29 protein-coding genes and 1 tRNA gene are annotated in these 22,614 nt (G+C 63.8%); 12 read left to right on the top strand and 18 right to left on the bottom strand.

Annotated features, from left to right (window positions below):
* Positions 1 to 33: 33 nt before the first annotated feature.
* The 4 genes from ACOGXA_RS16455 to ACOGXA_RS16440 form a co-directional block, all read right to left on the bottom strand.
* Positions 34 to 900 carry an ABC transporter permease gene (locus ACOGXA_RS16455; RefSeq protein WP_419924930.1) on the bottom strand — a complete coding sequence of 289 codons (867 nt, stop codon included), beginning with the start codon at positions 898 to 900 and terminating at the stop codon, positions 34 to 36.
* A 5-nt stretch (positions 901 to 905) separates the two neighbouring features.
* Positions 906 to 1,850, bottom strand: a complete 945-nt coding sequence (locus ACOGXA_RS16450; protein WP_419924929.1) for an ABC transporter permease — start codon at positions 1,848 to 1,850, stop codon at positions 906 to 908.
* 52 nt (positions 1,851 to 1,902) lie between these two features.
* The gene (locus ACOGXA_RS16445) at positions 1,903 to 3,714 is read right to left on the bottom strand and encodes an ABC transporter substrate-binding protein (protein ID WP_419924928.1); all 1,812 of its coding nucleotides are present in this window, start codon (positions 3,712 to 3,714) and stop codon (positions 1,903 to 1,905) included.
* A 91-nt stretch (positions 3,715 to 3,805) separates the two neighbouring features.
* Positions 3,806 to 4,798, bottom strand: coding sequence for a hypothetical protein (locus tag ACOGXA_RS16440; protein ID WP_419924927.1), 993 nt, complete (start codon positions 4,796 to 4,798; stop codon positions 3,806 to 3,808).
* A gap of 34 nt (positions 4,799 to 4,832) precedes the next feature.
* On the opposite strand from ACOGXA_RS16440, the gene ACOGXA_RS16435 reads away from it, so the two are divergent.
* Together ACOGXA_RS16435 and ACOGXA_RS16430 are read left to right on the top strand one after the other, a co-directional pair.
* Positions 4,833 to 5,381: a UGSC family (seleno)protein gene (locus tag ACOGXA_RS16435; protein WP_419924926.1), complete on the top strand. Its 549-nt coding sequence runs from the start codon at positions 4,833 to 4,835 to the stop codon at positions 5,379 to 5,381.
* Between the two features lie 19 nt (positions 5,382 to 5,400).
* A complete protein-coding gene (locus tag ACOGXA_RS16430; protein WP_419924925.1) occupies positions 5,401 to 6,477 on the top strand; it encodes a hypothetical protein in 1,077 nt (358 codons plus the stop codon).
* A gap of 23 nt (positions 6,478 to 6,500) precedes the next feature.
* On the opposite strand, the gene ACOGXA_RS16425 is transcribed toward ACOGXA_RS16430, so the two are convergent.
* The 3 genes from ACOGXA_RS16425 to ACOGXA_RS16415 form a co-directional block, all read right to left on the bottom strand.
* The gene (locus ACOGXA_RS16425; protein ID WP_419924924.1) at positions 6,501 to 6,773 is read right to left on the bottom strand and encodes a hypothetical protein; all 273 of its coding nucleotides are present in this window, start codon (positions 6,771 to 6,773) and stop codon (positions 6,501 to 6,503) included.
* Between the two features lie 94 nt (positions 6,774 to 6,867).
* A complete protein-coding gene (locus tag ACOGXA_RS16420; protein WP_419924923.1) occupies positions 6,868 to 7,683 on the bottom strand; it encodes a TIGR03619 family F420-dependent LLM class oxidoreductase in 816 nt (271 codons plus the stop codon).
* A 10-nt stretch (positions 7,684 to 7,693) separates the two neighbouring features.
* Complete coding sequence (locus ACOGXA_RS16415) at positions 7,694 to 8,464, bottom strand: SDR family NAD(P)-dependent oxidoreductase (protein WP_419924922.1); 771 nt, start codon at positions 8,462 to 8,464, stop codon at positions 7,694 to 7,696.
* 75 nt (positions 8,465 to 8,539) lie between these two features.
* Between ACOGXA_RS16415 and ACOGXA_RS16410 the strand changes: the two genes are divergently transcribed.
* From ACOGXA_RS16410 to ACOGXA_RS16400, 3 genes are read left to right on the top strand one after another with little or no spacing between them, the layout of a single operon-like run.
* Positions 8,540 to 9,748, top strand: a complete 1,209-nt coding sequence (locus ACOGXA_RS16410; protein ID WP_419924921.1) for an MFS transporter — start codon at positions 8,540 to 8,542, stop codon at positions 9,746 to 9,748.
* A gap of 18 nt (positions 9,749 to 9,766) precedes the next feature.
* Positions 9,767 to 10,453 (top strand): hypothetical protein, encoded by a 687-nt coding sequence (locus tag ACOGXA_RS16405; RefSeq protein WP_419924920.1) that lies wholly within the window; start codon positions 9,767 to 9,769, stop codon positions 10,451 to 10,453.
* Positions 10,405 to 10,884, top strand: a complete 480-nt coding sequence (locus tag ACOGXA_RS16400) for a hypothetical protein (protein ID WP_419924919.1) — start codon at positions 10,405 to 10,407, stop codon at positions 10,882 to 10,884. The genes ACOGXA_RS16405 and ACOGXA_RS16400 overlap by 49 nt, the downstream gene beginning before the upstream one ends.
* A 15-nt stretch (positions 10,885 to 10,899) precedes the next feature.
* On the opposite strand, the gene ACOGXA_RS16395 is transcribed toward ACOGXA_RS16400, so the two are convergent.
* Both ACOGXA_RS16395 and ACOGXA_RS16390 read right to left on the bottom strand, forming a co-directional pair.
* Positions 10,900 to 11,223: a type II toxin-antitoxin system PemK/MazF family toxin gene (locus ACOGXA_RS16395; RefSeq protein WP_419924918.1), complete on the bottom strand. Its 324-nt coding sequence runs from the start codon at positions 11,221 to 11,223 to the stop codon at positions 10,900 to 10,902.
* Positions 11,201 to 11,422: a hypothetical protein gene (locus tag ACOGXA_RS16390; RefSeq protein WP_419924917.1), complete on the bottom strand. Its 222-nt coding sequence runs from the start codon at positions 11,420 to 11,422 to the stop codon at positions 11,201 to 11,203. Before ACOGXA_RS16390 ends, ACOGXA_RS16395 begins: the two co-directional genes overlap by 23 nt.
* Before the next feature lie 280 nt (positions 11,423 to 11,702).
* Here ACOGXA_RS16390 and ACOGXA_RS16385 point away from each other — a divergent pair, with 280 nt between their 5' ends.
* Entirely contained in the window at positions 11,703 to 11,861 is a 159-nt protein-coding gene (locus ACOGXA_RS16385) for a hypothetical protein (RefSeq protein ID WP_419924916.1), read from the top strand.
* Between the two features lie 142 nt (positions 11,862 to 12,003).
* Here ACOGXA_RS16385 and ACOGXA_RS16380 read toward each other — a convergent pair whose 3' ends face one another.
* Complete coding sequence (locus ACOGXA_RS16380; protein WP_419924915.1) at positions 12,004 to 12,252, bottom strand: site-specific integrase; 249 nt, start codon at positions 12,250 to 12,252, stop codon at positions 12,004 to 12,006.
* Positions 12,253 to 12,917: 665 nt separating this feature from the next.
* The gene (locus ACOGXA_RS16375; protein ID WP_419924914.1) at positions 12,918 to 13,046 is read right to left on the bottom strand and encodes a hypothetical protein; all 129 of its coding nucleotides are present in this window, start codon (positions 13,044 to 13,046) and stop codon (positions 12,918 to 12,920) included.
* Positions 13,047 to 13,077: 31 nt separating this feature from the next.
* Here ACOGXA_RS16375 and ACOGXA_RS16370 point away from each other — a divergent pair, with 31 nt between their 5' ends.
* The 5 genes from ACOGXA_RS16370 (at position 13,078) to ACOGXA_RS16350 (ending at position 16,879) form a co-directional block, all read left to right on the top strand.
* On the top strand, positions 13,078 to 14,109 hold the full coding sequence (locus tag ACOGXA_RS16370) for an AAA family ATPase (RefSeq protein ID WP_419924913.1): 1,032 nt from the start codon (positions 13,078 to 13,080) through the stop codon (positions 14,107 to 14,109).
* Positions 14,106 to 14,465, top strand: coding sequence for a hypothetical protein (locus ACOGXA_RS16365; RefSeq protein ID WP_419924912.1), 360 nt, complete (start codon positions 14,106 to 14,108; stop codon positions 14,463 to 14,465). Before ACOGXA_RS16370 ends, ACOGXA_RS16365 begins: the two co-directional genes overlap by 4 nt.
* A gap of 334 nt (positions 14,466 to 14,799) precedes the next feature.
* Entirely contained in the window at positions 14,800 to 15,018 is a 219-nt protein-coding gene (locus ACOGXA_RS16360; RefSeq protein ID WP_419924911.1) for a hypothetical protein, read from the top strand.
* A gap of 111 nt (positions 15,019 to 15,129) precedes the next feature.
* On the top strand, positions 15,130 to 15,507 hold the full coding sequence (locus ACOGXA_RS16355) for a hypothetical protein (RefSeq protein WP_419924910.1): 378 nt from the start codon (positions 15,130 to 15,132) through the stop codon (positions 15,505 to 15,507).
* Between the two features lie 718 nt (positions 15,508 to 16,225).
* Positions 16,226 to 16,879, top strand: a complete 654-nt coding sequence (locus tag ACOGXA_RS16350) for an NYN domain-containing protein (RefSeq protein ID WP_419924909.1) — start codon at positions 16,226 to 16,228, stop codon at positions 16,877 to 16,879.
* A 587-nt stretch (positions 16,880 to 17,466) separates the two neighbouring features.
* Here ACOGXA_RS16350 and ACOGXA_RS16345 read toward each other — a convergent pair.
* The 7 genes from ACOGXA_RS16345 to ACOGXA_RS16315 form a co-directional block, all read right to left on the bottom strand.
* Positions 17,467 to 17,539, bottom strand: a tRNA-Glu gene (locus ACOGXA_RS16345).
* Positions 17,540 to 17,612: 73 nt separating this feature from the next.
* On the bottom strand, positions 17,613 to 17,996 hold the full coding sequence (locus ACOGXA_RS16340; protein WP_419924908.1) for a PIN domain-containing protein: 384 nt from the start codon (positions 17,994 to 17,996) through the stop codon (positions 17,613 to 17,615).
* Positions 17,993 to 18,223, bottom strand: coding sequence for an AbrB/MazE/SpoVT family DNA-binding domain-containing protein (locus ACOGXA_RS16335; protein ID WP_419924907.1), 231 nt, complete (start codon positions 18,221 to 18,223; stop codon positions 17,993 to 17,995). Before ACOGXA_RS16335 ends, ACOGXA_RS16340 begins: the two co-directional genes overlap by 4 nt.
* Positions 18,224 to 18,273: 50 nt before the next feature.
* Positions 18,274 to 19,335, bottom strand: coding sequence for a methyltransferase domain-containing protein (locus tag ACOGXA_RS16330; RefSeq protein ID WP_419927003.1), 1,062 nt, complete (start codon positions 19,333 to 19,335; stop codon positions 18,274 to 18,276).
* A 53-nt stretch (positions 19,336 to 19,388) separates the two neighbouring features.
* Positions 19,389 to 20,258, bottom strand: coding sequence for an SDR family NAD(P)-dependent oxidoreductase (locus ACOGXA_RS16325; protein ID WP_419924906.1), 870 nt, complete (start codon positions 20,256 to 20,258; stop codon positions 19,389 to 19,391).
* Complete coding sequence (locus ACOGXA_RS16320; RefSeq protein WP_419924905.1) at positions 20,255 to 20,980, bottom strand: VIT1/CCC1 transporter family protein; 726 nt, start codon at positions 20,978 to 20,980, stop codon at positions 20,255 to 20,257. The genes ACOGXA_RS16325 and ACOGXA_RS16320 overlap by 4 nt, the downstream gene beginning before the upstream one ends.
* A gap of 47 nt (positions 20,981 to 21,027) precedes the next feature.
* Positions 21,028 to 22,212 (bottom strand): CoA transferase, encoded by a 1,185-nt coding sequence (locus ACOGXA_RS16315; protein ID WP_419924904.1) that lies wholly within the window; start codon positions 22,210 to 22,212, stop codon positions 21,028 to 21,030.
* A gap of 65 nt (positions 22,213 to 22,277) precedes the next feature.
* Between ACOGXA_RS16315 and ACOGXA_RS16310 the strand changes: the two genes are divergently transcribed.
* Complete coding sequence (locus tag ACOGXA_RS16310; RefSeq protein ID WP_419924903.1) at positions 22,278 to 22,583, top strand: hypothetical protein; 306 nt, start codon at positions 22,278 to 22,280, stop codon at positions 22,581 to 22,583.
* The last annotated feature ends 31 nt before the right edge of the window (positions 22,584 to 22,614 follow it).

Here is a 22,614-nt window from a genome sequence, read left to right as displayed (position 1 = left end):
GCAACCCGCCAGCAGCAACAGCAGGGGCCGGGGCTAAATCCGGGCCTCACGGACATCGAGGCGCTTCAGCAGCTCATCGCCGACGAAGTTCAGCGCCATAAGAGTGGCGAACATCACCCCGCCGGTTATCAAGGCGATGTGGGGGGACTCTTCGAGTCGCCCTCGCCCCGCGGCCAAGATGTTTCCCCAGGTGATGCTGGGCGAGCCCACGCTCACCCCGATGAACGACAGGCTCCCCTCGGCGATTATCACGATTCCCATGGCCAAAAAGGCAATGGAGGCCATGGCCGGCACCACGTTGGGAACCACTTCCCGGAACAGCAGCCGAGGCCATTTGGAACCCATCATCCGGCTTACGGTCACAAACTCCCGGGCGGCGAACCGCAGCGCCTGGGCCCGGGCGATGCGGGCAATGGCCGGGATCGTCAAAATGGTCACCGCAATGGTGACGTTGGTGTAGCTCTGGCCCAGCACGGTCACGATGAACAGGGCGAACACCAGCGCCGGCAGAGCCAGCGCCACGTTGATCACGCTGCTCACCGCCAGATCGATCCACTTGCCGAAGAAACCGGACAACACCCCCAAAAAGCCGCCGACAACGATCCCAATGCCCACCGCGGGCCCGGCGATGGAAAGCGACAGCCGGCCGCCCCACACCGAGCGGGCGAACATGTCCCGGCCTAGCTGGTCGGTTCCGAACCAATGCGACCACGACGGCCCCTCTTCGGGCTGGCCCGACAACGGCCTGTGGGGGTCGTCTATGAATCCCAGCCAGGGCGCCAGCACGACGGCGGCAATCACCAAGCCCAGCCACCCCACCGACAGCCACAGGGCCACGTTGCGGCGGTGCCTGGGGGAGGCGACCTCAGACACCGACCCCCGCAGGACGGTGGTGGTCACATCGGTCATCTTCGCCGGACCCGGGGATCAACCACGGAGTAGAGCAGGTCTACCACCGTGGTCACGGCGACGAATACCGCGGCTATGAGTGCGACAAGGGTCTGGACCAGCAGGAACTCGCGGGCAGCCACCCATTGGACCAGCAGCGACCCGACCCCGTCGAGGTCGAACATGAACTCCACCACGATGGCGCCGTTCACCGCTTGGGCCGCCTGGATGCCGAAGATGGTGAGCAGCGTGAAGCTGGACGGGCGCAGCACATGGCGGAACAGCACGTAGCGAATCGGCAGGCCCTTGGCCCGGGCGGTGCCCACGAAGTCTTCTTGCAGGGTGCCGATCACGTCGGTGCGCAGCAGTCTCAGATAGATGGGCAAAAGTCCCGAGGCCAGCGTCACCGCGGGAAGGAACATAACCTTGAAGTGGGCCACCAGCCCCTCGGAGATCGGCTGATAGCCGCTCAGGTCGAACCAGTCCAGCTTCACGGCAAACACCAGGATCAGGATCAGCCCAACCACGAACACCGGAGACGACAGCAGAGCGAACGCACCGCCGCTCACGATCTTGTCGCCAGAGCTGCCCTGGCGGTATCCCGACCACAACCCCAGGGGAATCGCCGCGCCCAGCGCCAGGAACTGGGAATAGGCCAATAGCAAAAGAGTGCGGGGCAGGGCATTGGAGATGGCCTCGCTGAAGGTGCGCCCGGTGAGGTACGACTTGCCGAAGTCGCCGGTGAGCACATCGCCGCCCCACTTGGCCCACTGCACTATCACCGGGTCGCCGAGGTTGCGGTCTTGTTCGCACTCGGCGATCTGCGCCTCGGTGGCTGCGCCGCCGAAAGCGGCCACGCACGGGTTGCCGGGCAGCAGGTTCAGCATCCAGTAGAAGAGCAGCGTCACCACCAGCACGACCACCGCCAGTTGGGCCAAGCGCGTCCCTAGGAACCGGAGCAACGTCTCGTCTGCCCCTCTGCTCTTCGGCGCCCCTCCCCGCCGCAGCCCGCTGCTACTGCTCTATCCAGGCTTCAGTCAAGAAGAATCTCCCGCTGAACAGCTTCTCGTGCTCCTGTCCATCGCTCAGGGTCAGGTTGTCCACGCCGTGTACGTGGTCGTGGGTGGCGGCCAGCCAATTCGAATGGTAAGTCCAGAGGTAGTGGACTTGCTCGCCGAACGCCCGGTTGATGCTCTCTGCCAGTTCCCGCAATCGCTCGGGGTCGTTGGTGGTCAAGACCTCGTCGAGAGCGGCGTCGATCGCCGGGTTGTTGATCCGGCCGAAGTTCAGGGCGACTCCCGAGCTGAACTTGCTGTGCCACCAGACCCGTTCGGCGCCCAAGCTGTAGCTCTCGTGCTGGCGCCACAAAAAGGCAGTGAACAGGCCGAACACGGCGTTGGTGATCAACTCTGCCTGGTCGACCTGGGTGATGGACACATCAAGCCCGCAGTCGCCCCACAGGGCGGCGATCAGCTCGGTGTTGAGGAGGTTGGCCGGGTCGTTGGTGGTGCCGAGCTCAACGCTGGTGATACCCAGCCGGGCGATGGCCGCGCTTCCCGCATCGGGGTCGTAGGCCGGGAACCCGGCGTCCTCCAGATAGCCGGGAGTGCCCGGCGAGAACGGGCCGGTGGCCGGTGCTTGTCCATCCCAGCGAACGGTGTTGAAGGTTTGGACGTCGGTACACTGGGCCAGGGCCCGGCGGAACTCCACGTTGTCGAACGGAGGTCGGGAGTTGTTGAGCAGCAGATAGGTGGTCTCGTTGTACTTCTCATCCTGCCAGAACGTTTTGAACTGCTCGTTGTACTCGTCGACCCTGATGCCGGTGTTCACGCTGGTGGCGTCGAGGTCGCCCGACCTGAGGGCGGCGAACCGGCCGTCGGTGTCGGGTATGGGCCGGAATTCGAGGGCGTCCAGGTAGGGAAGGCTGCGGCCCTGCGAATCAGTGCGCCAATAGTTCGGGTTTCGCACCATGCGGGTGATCTCGTTGGGGATCCACTCCTCCAGCATGAACGGCCCGGTGCCGATGGGGTTGCGGGCCGCCCCCTCAGCGCCCATATCGTGCATCGCCGGCGCGCCGAAGTAGCCGAGATGGCTGCTCAAGAAATAAGGCAGCGGAGCGAAGGGCCCTCCCAGCACCAGCTTCACCGTAAGATCGTCCACGATCTGGATCTCCTGGAGATCCCAGTCGCCGATGGCGATGCCCGTGAGCGTGCCCTTGGCGTTCTCCTCGAAATGGCGCTTCAGCGCCGCCGAGTCGGCCGGCGTCCCGTCGTGGAAGGCGATCCCCGGCGGCAGGGTGAGCGTCCACTCGCTGAAGTCGTCGTTGGAGCTGAAGCTCTCCAGCAGATTCGGCACGATCTGGCCGTCGTCGCCTTCGAGGGTCAAGGTGTCGTACAACGCCCGGAACAGGATGTGGCCCGAGGTCGCGGCCTGGGCGTTCACCGGATTCAAACCGTTGGTGGTCTCCGCCTCCAATCCCACCACCAGCGTTCCCCCGTACTGGGGTTCCAGCTCGGCGGGCGGGGCTTCGGTGGCAGCGGGCTGGGGATCCGAAGAACCCTCCGACCCATCTCCCCCATCTTGGCCGCCGTCATCGCCATCTGTGCTTGGCTGGTCGTCGCTCCCACTGTCTCCGCTGGGAGCAGGTGCGTCATCGTCGCCTGAGGAAGTCGAAGGGGCCGCAGTGGCCTCGGCGGCGACACCACCCCCCCCCCCCCCCCCCCCGTCGTCATCGTCGTTCCCCCCACCGCAAGCTGAGGCCAACAGCGCCATCGCACAGGCCACCGCCAGCCATCGCCAGCGGGCCAACTTCGTAACTCGTCTCATCTCAGACACGAAACGAACCCCCCATATAGAAGCTTGAACTTTCCACGCTATCCCATCAAATGCCAGTGCGCGTCAAGACTGACTGAGGCGATCAGAACCGCAGTTCAGCAGACAGATAGGCATCCCTTATCCGCTCTCCACATTCTGGACGCCCCAGCGCATCGGGCCCATCGGGCAGATCCACACCCCGCTGAGCGCAGTCCTCGGCCAGCGTGGCAATCAACGTCGCCTCATCGAGGTCGTCGAGGTGACGGTCGTACACCTCGGCCTCTTGCGCATCGGCGAACACGAAGGCCTTCCAGGACAGCGACACCCGCACCTCGTCGAAACCAAGGCGAACCGGCTCATTGGCCGGCTCCTCGATCACCCACTGGCGGTCGGGGGTCAGTGCGATGGTTGCCTCGAGGCCGTAGTTGGCGTAATCGGCCTCTGAGCCGATCGGCTCCACCCGATGGGGCATGTAGTCGTTGTCGCCCATCACGCCGTAGTTGGCGGGCGGGTCAACCGTCACCATGTCGCCGTCCCAGCCCTCGGGCCAGTAGCTGAACTCCCCTCCAGCCCCCTCGTAATACCAGCACACCGCGGTGGCAATCCGAACCCGCCAGCGATCAAAGCACCCCGAGTGCATCATGCAGTTGAGCAGCCAGGTGGGGTAGGTGTCGCGGCCCACCCCCCTGAAGGCGGGAATGTCGGTGTGGCGGGCGTACTGGCCGCTGGGAGCGTTGATGTTCACATAGGTGAAGTAGGGCCGCACCACTTCGGCGCCGTAGAGCTGCCGGGCGGCTTCGATGAACCGGGGGTTGTTCACGATGGTCTCCGCTCCCTCCACCGCCTGCTCCTCAGCTCCCCAGGTGGTGCGGAATACCGGCGGGACCAGGGGCTGGCCGTTCACCACCTGCACAAACGGGGGTACATCGCCGGTTTTGGCCCCGGCTCGAAGCGCGGCACGGCTTTCTGCAAACTCCGCGCCGGCCAGGGTGAGCGGATGGGGCGACTGGCGCTCCAAGATGCCGAGCAGCACGTCGGGATCTTCCAGCGCCTCTTGCATGATGACCGGCGGTCGGGGCAGCGTCGTGGTGCGCATCGCTCCACATTAGGGCACGGGGTAGGGTGAATTGATGGGAGGAGTCGAGACAACCACGATCTTGCTGCCCACCGGCGAGGTAACTGACCCAGCACAGCCGCTGGCCATCAGGAAGGACTCGCTGGCCGGGGCGGTGGTGGGAATCATCGACAATGACATGTGGCGTTCCATGGCCATCATGGCCGATGAGCTGTCTCGCCGGTTGGTGGATCGGGCCGGGGCAGCAGGGGTGGTGGTTCGGGCCAGCGGCCCCATGCACGGCGCCGATCCCGAGCAGTATCAGCAGGAGATGGAGGCCTTCCACGCCGAAGTCGACGCGGTGATCAGCGGATTGGGCAATTGAGGCTCGTGTACGGCGTGGTGTATCCATGCCAGCAGCACCCTGGAAGCAATGGGAACGCCGGCGGTGGGCTTGGTAACCGAGCAGTTCCGGGGCTTGGCCGAGGCCACGGCCCGAGGCCTTCGGGTGGACAACCAGCCCTTGGTCGTGCTGCCGTCGGGCTACGACGAGTGGTCGGAGGCCGACATCAGGGCCGACATCGCATCCCGGCTCGACGAGATCGTGGACGCCTTGGTGGCATGACGCTGAGAGCCGCCGCTGAATGCAGCACGACGAAGGCGATATGTCACAGCAGGTGACCATCGAGGGTGGTCCTGAGGATATCGAGGCCTATCTGCGGGAACGGGGGATGACCGATGGCCTGCCGATCATTCCCCCCACCCCCGGGCGGGTGGCCGAAGCGGTGGCCGCGGCCGGCCTTCCCGCCGGCCATGTGGTGGGCGACGTCCCGCCGCTGAACGCGCCGGCCACCGTGGAGAAGATCGCCGTCAACGCGGTGATGGCCGGATGCTCGCCCGAGGTCATGCCGGTGCTCATCGCCGCGCTCGACGCTTTCTGCGATCCGCAGATGAACGCTCACGGCGTGCAGACCACCACCAACCCGGTGGGTCCTATGATCGTGGTCAACGGCCCGGTCCGCAACCAACTGGGTTTCAACTACGGCGCGGGATGCTTCGGGCCGGGGTCGCACACCAATGCCACCGTGGGACGGGCGTTGCGACTGGCCCTGGTGAACATAGGCGGGGCCACACCCGGAGAGGTGGACAAGGCGCCGCTGGGCTGGCCCGGCAAGGCCACCTCTCTCTGCATAGCCGAGAACGAGGAGGCTTCTCCCTGGCCGCCCTACCACACCGAGATGGGGTTCGACGCCGACGACAATGCGGTGACGGTGCTGGCCGTCAACGGCATGTGGCCCATCACCGACATGCACCACGAGCCCGACCAGGTGCTGCACCACCTCACCCATGGGCTGGCCGTCAGCGGGCCGTGCGGCGGCCACGATGCCCCCAATCCCTTCCCGACCGTGCTGGTGATGAGCCCGGTGATCGCCGAGATGGTGGCCAGCTTGTTTCCTACCAAACAGGCGCTGCGGGAGCACCTGTTTGCCCAAGCTCGGGTGCCGCTGGACTTCTATCCTCCGTACCGGCGCCAACCCACCCGAGACGGGCTGCAAAAGCTGGGCGTGGCTATAGAGAACGACCGGGTGCCTATCGTCCTGTCCCCCGACCACTTCGTGATCCTGGTGGCAGGCGGCGCGGGCGGACTTCAGTCGGCGGGGCTGTCGTGCATGTTGGGCCTGCCCACCAGCCGCCCGATCCCATATGGCCAGGCGGCCTGAACAAGCCCTGAACAAGCAGCGGGTCAGTGGACCTCGAGGCCGAGTTGCTCGAAGATCTCGGTTCGGCGCTTCTCGTAGGTTTCCTCGTCCACTCCCCCGGACTGGTATTTCTCGCTCAGAAGTCGGAAATCCTCATACAGCTCAGTTTCTGACTTTCCGTTTGGAGAAGGCGCTTCTACGTCCTCCTCAAAAGGGTCGTCAAGCTTGCCATGGCGGCGGGCCTGCTTGGCCGCAGCCCGCTCGCGCTTGTTCTTTTCTCGCTGTCGCTTTTGAAAACTCTCTGATCCTCGACCCATGGCAATCCCTAGTCAGACGTATGTTGCGCAGAAGTGCCAGTGTACGCCCTTTGCTGGGCTTTTTGACACATCCCCACCCGGCCTCGGTGCAGTCTCAAGAGATGAAGCGCTCCGCAAAACGCCAGACGGCGTCCACAGCACCGCTGGTGCTGTCCCACGGGGTAACCACCAGCCGGTGGGCACCGGCATCTTCCCATCGGCGCAGATCGTCGACAGTCTCGCAGCGGCCCTGGGCGGTGATCTCGGCGGTGGGCGAACCCAGGTCGGCCAGCCGGTCGGCGGCGGCGCGCACCGACTCGAAGGTGTCGGACATGCCCATCCACCCCTGGAAGCGGGCGGCTCGGCGCAACGCGGCATCCGACAGCCCGCCCACCAGCACCGGCGGATGGGGCTGTTGCACCGGCTTGGGCTCGAAGGCCACCGGCTCGAAGTCGTAGAACTCGCCGTGGTGCTCCACCACCGGCTCGGTCCACAGCCGCACGCACACATCGAGGGCCTCGTCTAGGCGGCGTCCCCGGGTGCGGGGGTCCATGCCGGCTGCTGTCCACTCGTTGCGCAGCCATCCTGCCCCCACGCCCGCCAGCGCCCTCCCGTTGCTCACATGGTCGAGCGTGGAAAAGCTCCGCGCGGTGGCGAATGGGTGGCGCAACCCGGCCAGATACACGTAAACCCCGAGGTTGATGCGGCTGGTCAGACCGGCCAGATACGACAGATAGGCAGGGCCGTCGAACACTGGCACTGTCGGCGGGATATTGGGATGGTCGACGTCGCCCAACGAGCCCTCCATCTCAACCGGGAACACCAGGTGGTCGGCGATCCAGCACGACTCGAACCCGGCCTCGTCGGCGGCTTGGGCCACCTCTGCCCATGCCCCCGGATGCAGTGAGATAAATGGGAACCCGAACTTCACCTCCGGCAACCTAGTGGTGGGCCGCGGGCGTGCCCGCACCCAATCCGCCGTCGGCGGAGTAGTCGCCACCGGTGCAGTAGGAGGCCTGGTCGGAGGCCAGCCACAACACCAGATCGGCCACCTCTGCTAGTTCGGCCATGCGCCCAAGCGGCACGGTGGCGCCGTAGTGGCGCTCGTAGTCGTCGTCTTCCCATCCCGGCCGACGGGTCATGGCTGTCCGCAGCGCTCCCGGCACCACTGAGTTGACCCGAATGCCGGAGTCGGCCAGTTCCAGGGCCGCGGTTCGGGTGAGCCCTCGTATTCCCCACTTGGAGGTGGAGTAGGCCGGCATCCCCACCGTGCCCTCGAACCCGCTGGGCGAGCCGAGATTGACGATGGCGCCACCCCCTCCTGCGGCCATGGTGGGCGCGGCGGCCTGTATGCCCAAGAAGGTGCCCACCAGATTGGTCTCGATCACCTTGCGGAACTCAGCGGGGTCACAGTCGAGGATCGGCGCCACCCGCATGATCCCCGCGTTGTTGACCAAGATGTCGAGGCGGCCTCCGGGTGCGGCGGCGAAATCCACCGCGGCTGTCCACTGCTCGGCGTCAGTCACGTCGAGCTCGACGAAATGCGCCCCAGCCTCGGTGGCAGCCTCGACCCCTTGGTCCACCCGCTTGTCCGCAGCCGTCACCTGGGCTCCGGCTACCGCCATGCGCCGCACAATCTCGGCGCCCAGTCCACGGGCCGCCCCGGTGACCAGCGCCACCTTGCCCTCCAACTCCTTTGACATCTTCGCCATAGGAGGGACAGGCTACGCCGTTATGAGAAGTCGGCTGGTGTGACCACTAACGCATCCACACACACTGGCCGCAAATTGGGCGAACGGGAGTTCATCCTCTTCATCGCCATGGTCAGCGCCGTATCGGCTTTGGCCATCGACACCCTGCTCCCGGCGTTCTCCGCCATGCGGGAGGCGTTCAACCTCCCAGAGGACTCCACCGGCCTGTCGTTGACCATCACGCTGTTCTTCGTCGGGTCGGGCATCGGCAATCTTGTCTATGGCCCGATGGCCGACTCCCTCGGCCGCAAGAGAGTGCTGGTTGGAAGCCTGGTGCTCTACGCCCTGGCTTCGCTGATGGCCACTTTCTCGGTGACACTGGGCATGCTCTACGTAAGCAGATTCATCTGGGGGTTCGCCGCCGCCGGCCCCCGAACCGCCTCCCAGGCCATCGTGCGCGACTACTACTCCGGCGATGCCATGGCCCGGGTGATGACCCTGGTCATGACGGTGTTCTTCTGGGCTCCGGTGGCCGGGCCGCCTCTGGGAAAGGGCCTGGTAGCGCTGGGGTCGTGGCGCTATGTGATGGCCTTCAGCGTCTTCACCGCACTGGCCATTGTCTTGTGGTCGCTGCGACTGGAGGAGACGCTGAAACCCGAGCATCGGCGGGCTTTGACCTTCCGGACCACGCTGGACGGATTCCGCTCAGTAACCTCCCACCCGGTGACCTTGGGCTACACCCTGGCCACCACTTTCTCGGCCGGGGCCTTCTTCTCGTTTCTGGGCAGCTCAGAGCTGATTTTCGACGATGTGTTCGACCAAGAGCAATGGTTCGTCCCCTACTTCTCGATCATGGCCGCCGGGATGGGCCTGGTGGCGCTGCTCAACCATCGGGCACTGCACTGGTTCCGGGCCCGCAATTTGGCGCTGGGAGCGGGACTGCTTCAGATGGCAGGGGCCAGCACCATGCTGAGTCTTGCCATGGTCAACGGGGGAACGCCGCCGTTCGTTCTGTGGATCACCATTTTCAGCCTGACCAATGCCTGCCTGGTGGCGTTCTTTCCATTGGGTCAGAGCTTGGCATTGGAGCCCATGGGGGAGATGGCCGGCACCGCCTCCGCCGTCCTCGGCTTCGCCATGGCCCTGTTCGGTGCCGGCCTAGCCGCACTCATCGACCAAGCAGTCAGTGGCACCGTCACCCCAGTAGGAGTCGGCTACCTCGCCTACGGCACCGCCGCAATAGCCTGCCAGTTGTTCGCGGTGCGCCATCAGCGAAGGAAGATGATGGCCACGAGTCAGCTATGAGAAAGGCATAATGGCGATGTGGGAGCAACTTTCCTAGACCGCAAGACCTACTCGGTGGCCGACGCCGCCAGGATTCTGCGCATCCCTCCGAGCACGCTGCGCTGGTGGCTCGAGGGAGGATCGAAAGGGGGCAAGACATACCCGCCAGTCATCCGCTCATCGCCCTCCGGGGACTTCACACTGACCTGGGCAGAGTTCGTAGAAAGCGGTTTGCTATGTCAGTACCGGCGTGAACTGCACGTCAGACTCCACGAGATCCGTACGTTCATCGACCGGCTACGAGAAGAGGAAGGCCATGAACACCCATTGGCCCGTCACAAGCCCTGGGTCGGAGAAGGGTCCCGCCTCCTGCTGGAAATGCAGAAGGAGTCTGACCTTCCCGGAGAGTTGTGGCTTATCGCCCCGGCTAGCAATCAACTCGTGCTGACCGACCCTGCTGCGTCATTTCTCAAGAGAGTCGAGTGGGAAGACGGCTGGCCGATTGCCTGGCGACCGCATCAGGACGAGGCATCCCCAGTCCGGTGCCTGCCTGTCCGACGGTTCGGACGACCTTCCATCGAGGGGATCAGCACCGAGGCCATCGTCGAACACCTCGACGGAGGAGAGGATGAGATCGAAGTCGCTGAGCAGTTCGGACTTGGACTCGCAGACGTGCAGTGGGCCCAAGCCTACGAACTGTCCCGCAGAACGCCCCTGGCCGCATAAAACCGGCCCAAGTCCGCTTCTATTTCGACTCAGAAATCCTCGGCCTCGGTAAATTTGTCAGCTGCCTGCGCTCAGACTGCACATTCCCAGGCGATCCAGGAGCAATCATCCACAAGCGGCAAAGGCCGCCTTGTTCGATAGCAAGCACAGCAGTTGATGACACTGATTGGATCCCCGCAGTAACCGCCCAGGATCTTGTCATTGTGACCCGCGACTCCAAGATCCAACGCCGCCATGCCGAGCTTCATACAGTGAGCACGCACAACGCGCGTATGGTCGCCCTTGTCAGCGAGGACGCGAAGACAGTTTGGAATCAGTTAGAAGTGTTCATGATCCAATGGCGGCGCATCGAAACCCTTACTGAAGAAATAGGCCCTTTCATCTATCGAGCAAGCCGGAGCCGGTTGTCGCCTGTATCCCTGGATGATTGAGCACCAAGGTGAAATTCAGAGCCCAAGAAGATCGGCGATGAGCTCTCGGATCTGTTGAAGCGCGACGGATCCGACATTCGTGCCCGTCGTCTCGATAACGCGGTCGACACTTATGGTCGTCGGCAGGTGCGCCTGGGCGACACCGAACCCAGAGACGTCGACCTCGCTCAACCATCCCCGCTTCGTGGTCGTACAGGGCACGACAACAACCGCATGTTGCCGGAACTCCAGCACGTCATCAGATGTGATGACGATCGCCGGTCGGACGAACCCAGGCTCGCCCCTCGCCGGCGTCCCAAAGTCGCAGTGGACGACGTCACCCGCTCGCATCAGCGACATCGCTCGCAGACGCATCGAGCACGGCCTCGTCATCAACATCGAGTGGGGCACTGGCGAGCTGTGCCCCGATGATGCGACGACGTTCCTGTCGGATCATCTTCTCGAGTTGCGCGCCAAGAGTGAGTCCCTCACGATCGGCAAGCTGACGCAGCGCATCCCGGGTCCAGACTGAAACTTTGATGGTAGTCGGATCAGACATACCAGGCAGTATACCTACCCGGTCTAATCTGTAATACTGACACTCCGTACGGGATTCGAAGACTCTGCGGGGACACCGCGTTGAAGCTGTCACGTCCTTCGCTGCACGAGTTCAGGATCGGCGCGATTGCCGGGGGCTGGCAGCAAGATCCATAGGCCCTCGTGTGGACCGCACACAGCCACGCGTGCGCCGACCATCCCGCTCTCGGTTGCCGGTCGAGGGGAAGGCGCGATGAGTCCAGCGCTCACTTGCCGATTTCGTCCCCACTGACGAGCCTCAAATGTCGAAGGTAACAGTCGCCCCTGAAAGCGAGACAGGGATGCTCTTCTACGTGCTGGGCTACAAGCCGGACGAGCCATTCGAAATCGCCATCGAGTCCCCAGACCACGACGACCTCCTACAAGCCGAGCGACTGGCCGAAACCTCCCTGGCAGTCTGAGGAAACTCACCCAAACCCCCCGCGAACAGTACGCACCCATTGGGTCTGAGATCGCAAAGGACCAACTCGCCCGCCTGATGCTCGCTGCAGGCATCCCCGGTGTGACTCGCCAACGAAAGGTGCGCACCACCAGAGCCGACCCCTAATCCCAAGGCAACTCAGTAGGACTGGAGCGTCGGCGGATTGTTGCGGCAGTCAATCCGAGACCACGCTGAGCTGCTATGAACTCAACCAGCCCTTCAGAGCTGATGCTCCCAGCGGGGACGGCTGGGGCGAGATGCCTCCTCAGTGCAGCGAGATCACCGCAGTAGGCCCGCAGCGTGTGCTCCGAAATCGTCCTCGTGTCCTCGATCCAATCGAGGTAGCCGCCTCTCGCCTGCTCCAAGTTCATGCCACTCCTCCTCAGCTGATGGGACCGCCCATCGGCCTCACCCGCACAGAGTGACGGCAAGATCCGCCCCCGGCGAATCTGTCGCCCCACAGACCGACTGGACGCCAGAGCGCCGGTTCGTACTGGTCTCAGGTCTCCGTACCACGGACCAGTACGAACCAGACCGACTCAACGCACTAGCCCGGGCGTTGGCCGACTCAACGACTCGACGTAGCCATTCGGACGGGGAGTGTTTCACTACGTCTCCATCGGCCTGGGTCCCACCTGCCGTCGCTGCTTGGGGTCGAAGCCCGCAATGACCTGACCTTCGGCGCCGGGAAGGAAGAAGGTGGTCGGGTAGGCCCAGGGACTCTCGATACCGGCCATTGCGTTGGCGGTTCGTCCGTAGTGGCGACGCGGGTTGACGCCCCAGACCCAAGCTTGATCTTCGGGCCGTTCGGCGCTCACACGGTTGCCACGTCCTTTCAGAGACGGTTAGGCGACCAACGCCGTGTAAACGGCAACCACGGGCTTGTCGGCAGCATCGAACTGCTCAACAAGAAAGGGCGTACGCATGGACGGGGCCGGAGGACACCGCCGCCATCGGCGATGTCCCCCGTTCATACCTCTCCGCGGAGTCCGGCCGCCGCCTTTGGTGGCCGTTCTGATGGTGCAGAACCCCTGCCTCAGGTGGACTCAACGTCGAGGCTGAGAAGACACGACAATCCCATGGCGGACTCCTCGAATGAAGCGGTGACCGACAGGAAGGTGAGGCCGGGAAGAAAACCCTTGTCGTTGGTGTGTACAACGTTCACACCGTGTACGCTGCCCACATGGAGTTAGGTCGTGGCTGATCCTGAGTTGGTCGGGATTCACGAAGTTGCCTCCATGGCTGGAGTGTCCCGACAGGCGGTCGTCAACTGGCGCAATCGCCTGTTGGACTTTCCGTTGCCGGTGGCCGAGCTTCGTGCCGGTCCAGTATTCAGCCGCGAGCAAGTAAAAGCATGGCTTTGGAAGAGAGGTATCCCCATGCCAGTAGTGATTTCAACGATTAACCTGAAGGGTGGCGTCGGCAAGACGACAACGACTGTGGCAGTCGCCGAGATGCTCTCGGGTGAGTTCGGCAAGCGGGTGCTCTTGGTGGACCTCGATCCGCAAACGAACGCCACGTCGATGCTCATAGGAGACCAGCGCTGGGGCGAACTCAACAGCGACGGCCGAACGCTGGCGAGGCTCTTCAGTGACGCACTGCTTCAGCCGGAGGAGCGGTCCTTCGATCTCCAGGCCACGCTCGTTCGCAAGGCCTCGCGCGTGGCCGAAGCGCCTTCGCTGTCGCTCCTCCCGTCAAGCTTGGACATGATCGACACTCAGGACCAGCTCGGGTCGATGCCCAGCGGACGCTTCTTCGCTGAGAGCCCTGCCGACATTCTGCGGAGAGCGGTCACGCCGATCCTCGGAGAGTTCGACATCGTGTTGATCGACTGTCCGCCCAACCTCGGCATCATCACCCTCAACGGCTTGCGCATGTCCCAGGCCTACATCATCCCCACGATCCCCGACATCCTTTCGACGTACGGGATCCCCCAAATCGTTGGGCGAGTTCGCAAATTCTCAGAGACGATCGCCCAGCCCATCGAGCCTCTCGGGATTCTCGTTGCCAAGTACCGCACGCAGTCGACGGTACATCGCACTCAGTTGCGCATCCTGCGTGAGCAAGGAGACGCGCCCCTCTTCGAGACCCGGATTCCCGAGGGAAACGCACTCGCCGATGCCGCTAGTCCGCAACATGTTTCGACCTTGCGCCAAAAGTGGGGTACAGAAGGGTTCAGGGCCTACCGCGCTTTGACGGCCGAGGTGCTTGAAAGGATTCACGCATGACGGGTGTTGCGAGACTCGAAGCTGTGTTCCGAGAGGTTGTGGCGGAGGCGCGACGCAATGCCGACTTCGCCGCACGCCTCGACCGGGCACTCGCGACGGAACCTCCGAGAAGAATCTCGGGACGCCGCGCCCGTGGCCGACTTGACCCATTCGACGTTCTCGCGAGCGGCGAGGACACACTACGACTTCGCCTGGCAGAACTCAGCGTCGAGGAACTGAAGGACGTAGTTGCCGAGCACGGCATGGATCATGCGGGACTGGCTATGAGATGGCGCCGCCCGGAACGGCTGATCGACCTTATCGTCAGCGAGACTAAGGCTCGTCTCGCGAAGGGGGACGCCTTCAGGCCCGACTAGCGTGCCCGGCGGTGCACTTCCCGACGTGATCGCCTCAGCCCGTCGGCGCACACCTGTTCTATTTCAATGGTGGGAGCTCATCGAGCCGGTAGGAAAGGCAAAATGCTCCTGCAGATCCCAAGTCCATCCGTGACCTTGGAAGACGCACAGATGTCAGACCGACCAGCGGGGAGGCTGCGTCAGAAGCACCTCCGAGAAACCAGCTTGCTCGGTCTGGACTCCGAGATTCGCCTTTCCATTCCATCTCCAGCTGCTTCTGTTGACGCGTCTGGAGAGGCCGCCGTAAGGTAATAGCTCCGTTGGACAGCACTCTGCGAGAGGTAGGGTAAACGTCATGGAAGATGCTTCGCTCGTAGCAGAGCCCTTGCCTGGAGACAGCAACGACCTGTCTCCGGCTGCCAAGGGCCGCGCCGGGACGCGACAGCAGCAAACCGGTGGCGATCCGCATCTTTCCGCTGAAGGGCGCGCCGCGATTCTCGCCCTTACCGCCGATGACGCTTTCGGGAAGTACCTAGACGAGGCGTGCAGCGACGACCTGCTGTCCCCGCTGTAGCATCCCGTCGTCCACGTGTTTGCCGGCGATGAATACGCCCTTCTTCGCGCGATAGCCGGCGACCTCCCTCTCAGCCTCACCTCCCAGAGAATCGCAGTACCCCCCGCGGTCATGACTCGGCTGCGAAACAGCCTCGCACGGGCCAACGAAACCCTCTTGTCCGGTCGAGATCACCTAGCAGTACCTAATCACGGCGCCATCTCCCGGCGGATCGCCGAGATACCCACACCAGACCAGCAGCTGATCCTCAGTCCCAACCCCTCCATCGCGTCGCTGCTCCAGACCACCGACATCGAATCGCACTACAACCAGGCAATCGCCGAGGCCTCCGCAGCCGGTCACACCATCTCCCGCTACATCGCAGAACTCATCGCAGCCGCCCGACACTGCGAAAGCGACACCGTATGGGTGGGAAACAAGCAGAACATCCCCAAGACAGCACAACACGGAGGTCGGCTACTCGGCATCCAATGGAAAGCGATTCCTTGAATGAGCTTCGCCAGCATGTCAAAACCCTTGGATTGGCAGAGGCGGGGCTAGTAGAATGTTTGACGAGGCAAACCGCCTTTGCGCATGTAGCAGAGTCTCGGTTTGCCAGACATTCCCCAAACCCCGCAGCCGAGAGCTGCATGATGGACGCGATGACCCCGCCTCAGGAGTCGGAGAACCTCAATTCAGACGAGGCAAACTCCGATTGCTGTGGCGGGGTCATCCGTTCTGAGACGAGGACCCAATTCAAGCCCCTCTGCCCAACAGCACACACCCAAATCAGTAGTCCACGGGATTTGTGTCGGGCTGATGTTGGACTCTGCTGTCCTGGACCTGGGGAGATTCCATAACACCGATGGCTGTCCGGCGGATTTACCTAACGTTTGGCCGGAACAGTCGAGGCGAAGTTGCCTGTCGGGGGCGTCCCGTGGAGTGGTGGGGTTTGGGGTAGCCGTGGGGGTCCGCCGCTAGGGGGGCCAGGCCGGTGCTGCCACCCAAACGATGACATGCATGTACCGGGCTGGTTGACCAAGTGAGACGACCAAATTGCGTGCTGCCCCATCTCAGCTCTAGTTAGGCTTGCCATCCGTTCGCTTTTCCCGCTCAGGCCTTCCCACGTCACGCTCCTCGCAGTGGCCGCGGCCCGTCCTGACCGACCTCATCTCCTTGACGGGTGTCCTGTGCTTCGCAGTTAGCAGTTTGCCTAGAGTTGCGGGCTGTGTCTCAGAGACCTCAACCCCAGACCATCGTGAACGTGGATGGATTCAACTTCTATTACGGGGCGCTCAAGGGCAACCCGGATTTGAAATGGCTTGACTACCGTGAACTGGCTGTCCGTCTGCTGCGGGGACACCACGTTGAAGCTGTCAAGTACTTCACTGCACGAGTTCAGGACCGGCGCGATGACCGAGGGCTAGCCCAGCGGCTGGGCGTCTACATCCGCGCCCTCGAGGAGCATTCCGGGGTCGAAGTCCACCTGGGCCAGTTCAAGCACAGGGAGAAGAACCTGCCCCTTGTCCGCGGGTACCGGTCCGGCAAGATCAAGATGGCCCGTGTGGTGCACACCGAGGAGAAGGGCTCAGATGTGTCCCTTGGTGCGCACCTTGTACGCGGTGCCTGCCATAAGAACATGGACGTGGCGTTGGTGTTCTCCAACGACAGCGACCTCCAAACCCCGGCCACTATGGCCGAGGGGGAGGGCATAGCGGTGGTCACGGTCAACCCCCACAAGCAGTCCGAGCAGCCACGGCGCTTGTTGAGTGGCGACAAGCGGACGCTTAAGCGGAAACTGCTTGAGCAGTGCCAGCTCCCCGACCCGGTGATAGGCGTGAAGGGCAGCAAGATCCACAGGCCCAAAGAGTGGAGGGCCTGACGCGCGGAAACCCGCCTAAGCGGGTTCCTGCTGGGCCTAGCCCCTCGACGGAGAACTAGGTGGTTCTCCCTCAGTCTAAATCGCCGGACGCATTTTTTAAGTCAACTTCTGCGGAACCGCACACAGCCACGCGTGCGCCGACCAACCTGGTCGGCGAGTTATCCCCCTCAGGCAACGATGCAGATTTCTTCTAGTCTAGGTTGTCCGCCAAGGGGGGGGGGTGGGAACTCACCCAAACTCCCTGCAAGCAGTACGCACCCATTGGATCTGAGATCGCAAAGGACCAGCTCACCCGCCTGATACTTGCCGCTGGCATCTCCGGTGTGATTCGCCAACGCAAGGCGGGCACCATCAGAGCCACCCCCAAATCCCAAAGCAACTCAGTAGGAGCGGACCCCAGCAGTTTGGCCGTCCCCTACCGCCGCACTCAGCCAGGCCAGATCAAGTCGCTGTGCAAGGCCCGGGGTCCGGTCAACACGGCTATGAGTGGGAACAGTATAACCTTCCACTCTGACAAATACCGCTGTTGCGCTGGGGTTTTGGAGAACAACTGGGACCGTCTTAGAAAGGCAGATAACTGTGAGAAGCACCCCGTACGGGATTCGAACCCGTGTTACCAGATTGAGAATCTGGCGTCCTAGGCCTCTAGACGAACGGGGCGGGAACGCCGAAGTGTACCGGCTGCACTGAGGTTGGGGCGACCTAAATGGTGGGCATTCCCCGGAGAATCCATCTATCGGAGATCGCGCCACGCCCAGTCGGCAGACGGTAGGAGCAATTCAGGATCACCGGTCCAGAGAGTTGCTCCGCGACTGACAGCGGTCGCAGCGGCAAAGGCATCGGCATAGGCCATGGGATGGTCAGCCTTTATGCGGGCTGCCTCTATGATCCGGTCCGAGCTGGGCACCTCAGCGACAACAACTTCTTGAAGATCGCGGACAGCAGCAAAAGCGTCATGTTCTCCGGTACGCCTGCGGAGGATGTAGAACACCTCGCCCAGATTGATCCAGCTGACAATCGGTTTCTGTTCTTCGAGCAGCCCGGCCACCGCAGACGCGGCTGGCTCTCGGTCCTCGAGGTATCTCAGAATCGCCCAGGAATCCAGTATTGCTCTCAATATCGGGCCTCGCGCTGTCGCTCAGCACTGCGCTCTGCTTCAAGGTCTTCGCTCAGTCCAAGACCACGGAATCGCCCCTTGAGCGTTTCCGGGTCGCGGGCGACGCGCATCCCAACATGGTCCTCGCAATCCCAAAAACTCACCTCGTCACCAGGCTTGATGCCGAACCGGTCGCGCATTTCCTTGGGGATGACGACCTGTCCTTTTGCTCCAACGGTGTGAGTCATACCACTAAGTATAACTTGTTGAGGCGTATCCAAGCCCAGCGATTTCCCCGTCAGGGGCGGGCTTGGTAGATGATGTTGGCGTTGGTCTCGGTTACCCGTTCGAAGCTGGAGTAGCCGGCCTGAGCGAACACCTCTCGCATGGCGGCTTCTCCCGACTGGGCGCCCATTCCCAGGCCGACGGGTTGGGCCAGAGAACACGGGGTGCAGAACACTGCTGAGGCGCCGTAGGCGGTGGCCGCCATGGGATTCTCGGTCAGATTATGGACGTGGCCGTCGAGGGCGAAGGGCTCCACCATGAGCACCGAGCCGCCCTCGGCCAACTGGCTGCGAGCGTGGGCCGCGATGCCCACGGGGTCGCCCATGTCGTGCAGGCAGTCCAAGAAGAAGATCACGTCGTAGGCGCCCTGGTAGCCCTTCGAGTCGGCGACCTCGAAGGAGGCATTTTCCAGCCCGGCCTCAGCGGCTACCTCGATGGCCTGATCGATGGACGGGCCGTGGAAGTCGATCCCGGTGAAGTGCGACTCGGGATAGGCCGAGGCCAGGATCTGCACCGAGTCGCCGCAGCCGCAGCCCACATCGGCGGCGGTGGCCCCGGCTCGGAGCAGGTCGTCGATCCCATCGGCGGCCGGGATCCACTCGTTGGCCAGGTACATCTCGTACTGGGGCCGGAAGAACCGGGCGGTGGAGGTGAACAGGCAGGGATGGTGATCGCCCCACGCCAGCCCGCCGTGGCCCCGGAAGGCTTCAAGTATGTCGTCCATATCGGCGAACATCGCCCGGAACATGCCGATGCCGCCAGCCAAGAACGCGGGGCTCACCTCCCAGGCCAGCACTGCGGCGGCCTCGTCGGTCAACTTGAACGTGACGTCGTCGTCGCCCTCGCCGTCGAGCTCGACGAGGCCGACAGCGGCCTGCTGGCGCAGCCACTCGGTGACCAGGCGGGGATTGCAGTCGACAGCACCGGCCAGCGCGTCCGCAGTCATCGGCCCCGCCCCAGCCATGGCCTGATACAGGCCCAGCTCGTCGCCGATGTGGACCATGGCCATGGTGGTGGCCCCGGCCATGTGGGTGGCCACCTCCCCGGCCAGTTCGGTTACCCGATCAACATCGATGTCCATGGATGTGCCTCCGCAGTTGCGTGCCGGCTCGAACCCTAGCGGGGTGTCTACGTGGTGAACCGGCCCGAAGTGCGACGCTTCCATCCGGCAGCGGCGATGTTGCCGCCGTCAACGTGGATGGTGGTGCCGGTCACGAAGCGGGACATGTCACCGGCCAGATACACCGCGGCGGCGGCGCAGTCGTGAACCGTGCCGCCCTCCAACCACGGCTGGGGGGCCAGCCCCGATTCATCGTCGGTGCTCTCACCGCCAAGCAGGCTCTCGCCCTCGGTGGGAATCACATCGGGGGCGATGCAGTTGACCCGTATTCTCGACGAGGACAGCTCCAGCGACAGGCTCATGGTGAGATTGGCCTGGGCCGCTTTCATGGCCGAGTAGATGGAGAAGCCGGGACCGGCCCGATGGGCCTCGATGGAGGTGACGTTGATGATCGAACCGCCTTCTCCCATCAGCGGAAGACACCCTCGAATGAATCCGGTGACCTGGGTGAAGTTCTCGGCAATCAGCGCGGCCTCGCCCTTGGGGCTGATGCCGGCAAACGGGGAATTGAACGTGCCTCCGGCGTTGTTCACCAGCACGTCCACCCGCCCATAAGTCTCGCCCACCTCGGCCAGCCACGCATCACGGGGCTCGGGGTGGCGGACGTCGAACAATCCGGTCACACAACGCCGTCCCAATGCCTCCACCGCAGCGGCGGTGCGGGCCATGTCGTCGGCTTCCCGGTCGCAGATGGCCAGATCGGCACCGAAGCGGGCCAGGGCCACGGCGGTGGCCGCCCCGATTCCCCGAGCGCCGCCGGTAACGATGGCCACCTTGTCGGTGAGCAGCACGCTGGATGGATCGAGGATGTTGCTGTCGTTCCAGATGGGGACCACCGGGCTCTCGAGGCCTCCCAGAGTCCACTCCCAATCACTCATATTCCTACCCCCACCGCGGAGCCAATTCCGAACGTGACTGCTGCGGCCGCCGCAGCGATAGCCACCTGGCGGAAAGAGCCCCGCAGGATCGACCGGCTGGTGGCCAGAGCCAACGCGCTGCCAACCATGACCGCACCTACCACCCCGAGGATGATCGAACCAACGATAGCGCCGTTGCCCCCCCCGAAGAACCAGGGCAAAAGCGGCAGCACCGCGCCGAGGGCGAAGGAGAAGAACGAGGTTGTGGCCGCGAACATCGGGTTGCCCAATTCGTTGGGGTCGATGCCCATCTCCTCGCGGGCGTGGACCTCCAGGGCCTTCTCCGGGTCGGCCATGATGTTGGAGGCCATTTCCCGAGCCATTTCCTGGTCCACTCCTCGGGATTCGTAAATCTCGGCCAACTCCTCTACCTCGTGCTCTGGGTTGTGAGCGTGCTCCCGCCGCTCCATATCGAGTTCCCGCTCCAACAATTCTCGCTGGGCCTGCATGGAGATGTACTCCCCCGCGGCCATCGACACCGCGCCGGCAATGAGCCCGGCGATCCCGGCCACCCGCACTAGCTCCTGCCCAGAACTAGCCCCGGCCACGCCCAAAATTAGCGCCACATTGGACACCAGGCCATCGCTCACCCCGAATACTGCGGCCCGGTATCCTCCTCGGGCCACATTGCGGTGGTGCCCCTCGCCGAGATGCCCCGAGCCGCTGCTCTTTCGTGCGAACACGGTCTCAACCTACCGCCCCTCCGCCGTCCTACGGCGGAAGAACTAGGTCACATTCGCCCAAGGGGAGCCATCACCACCTGTTCGCCTTCGCTGGCCCTTACCACCCAATTGTCGCCTTGCCAGATAACTTCGGCGCCGGGTGCGCTCAGGTCGTCGCCGGCTCGGACCCAACTCACCGCCTTGCTCATGGCCACCTCCACCAACCCAGCCCGTCCCGCGGCCAAGGCTTCCGCGGCAGCGCGACACGCCACCAACCCAGCCACCGGATCGGCGGCAGCGTCACCAACGAACCACGGCAGTCCTCCGTCCGGGTCTTGCAGCCAAAGGCCCCCGCTCACCGCGGCATCGTCGCCGAAGGCGGCCCGGTCATCGCCGTGGCCGGTGATCGACACCCATACCAGCCCGCAGGTTTCGGCCACATCCAACCGGTCGACACCCCAGTTGGCCCACACCCGGGGTCGCAACCCGTCGACCACCACGGCCGCCTGTCGGCACAGATCCAGGAATCGGCGGCGACCAGCCTCGGATTCCAGGTCGATGACCGTGTGTTTCTTGCCCTGGTTCAACCGCTCGTAGAACGCAGGCGATCCATACCGGGCGCCGTCGGGGCGGCCTGGTGCCTCCACCTTCACCACCTCGAATCCAAACCCGCCCAGCAGCGACGCGCACAGCGGACCGGCCCACAGCGAACTCACATCCAGCACCAGATTCCGACCAAATCCTGCCGGTCCGGCATCGGTGAGCGAGCAGGGTGCCGTCGGCAGCGACGGGCGGACTGCCTCCCCCACTGCCAAGCCCAGCCAACCGGCCCGCTCTGTCAATTCGGCTACCGGCTGATCCCGAATCCCCGCGGCCACTGCGGACCACACATCGCTCTCGGCCAGATCACCGATCTCCAACCAGGCGGGAACCGCTTCTACGTCGCTCGTCCGGGCCAGCGACACCGCCAGCACCCCGTCGGCCGCCGCCGCCATGCGACACGCGCCCCCCACCGACACCGATCCCCGCCGAGTTCGCCCCCCCAGCGCAGCCCGCTCCCCCAGGAAACCGGCGGCATCAGTCCTCAGAGGCTCGCCCCTCAGCTCAGCAATGTGGTTCACCACATAGTCGAGCCGCTCAACCCAGCTACCAGAGGCCAGCGCCGGAGGCCCGTGCTCGGGTCCGCTCAACCCCATGAGCCCGGATGCCGCCCAGATCAGCGCCGGATGGCAACCGGTGGCTGACGACTCCATCACCGCAGTTTGTACCCAACGAGCCTGACAGGAAAAGATTAAGGGACATCTTGTAGGAGGTAGGAATGGACCTGAAACCGGGTAGCCGCCTCAAGAGCTCGGTATGCGATACCGAGCTCATCGTGGTCAAAGCACCGAGCGGCAACGTGGACATCTCATGTGGCGGCGCGCCTATGGCCGACCCGGCCAATGTCGAGCGCAACGGCGAGGTTTCCGCCGAGGCCGCCGAAGGCACCGCTTTGGGCAAGCGCTACGTGAACGAGGACGAGTCCCTCGAGGTTCTGTGCACCAAGCCCGGCGACGGTTCCTTGACGCTGGACGGCACACCCCTTGGCCTGAAAGAGGCCAAGCCTCTCCCGGCCTCCGACTAGCCAGGCACTGAGCCGCCGGGAGCAGCGCCCA

It is taken from the genome of Candidatus Poriferisocius sp., assembly GCF_965208475.1.
GTDB lineage: Bacteria > Actinomycetota > Acidimicrobiia > Acidimicrobiales > Bin134 > Poriferisocius.
This window is presented reverse-complemented; position numbering and strand designations above follow the sequence as displayed.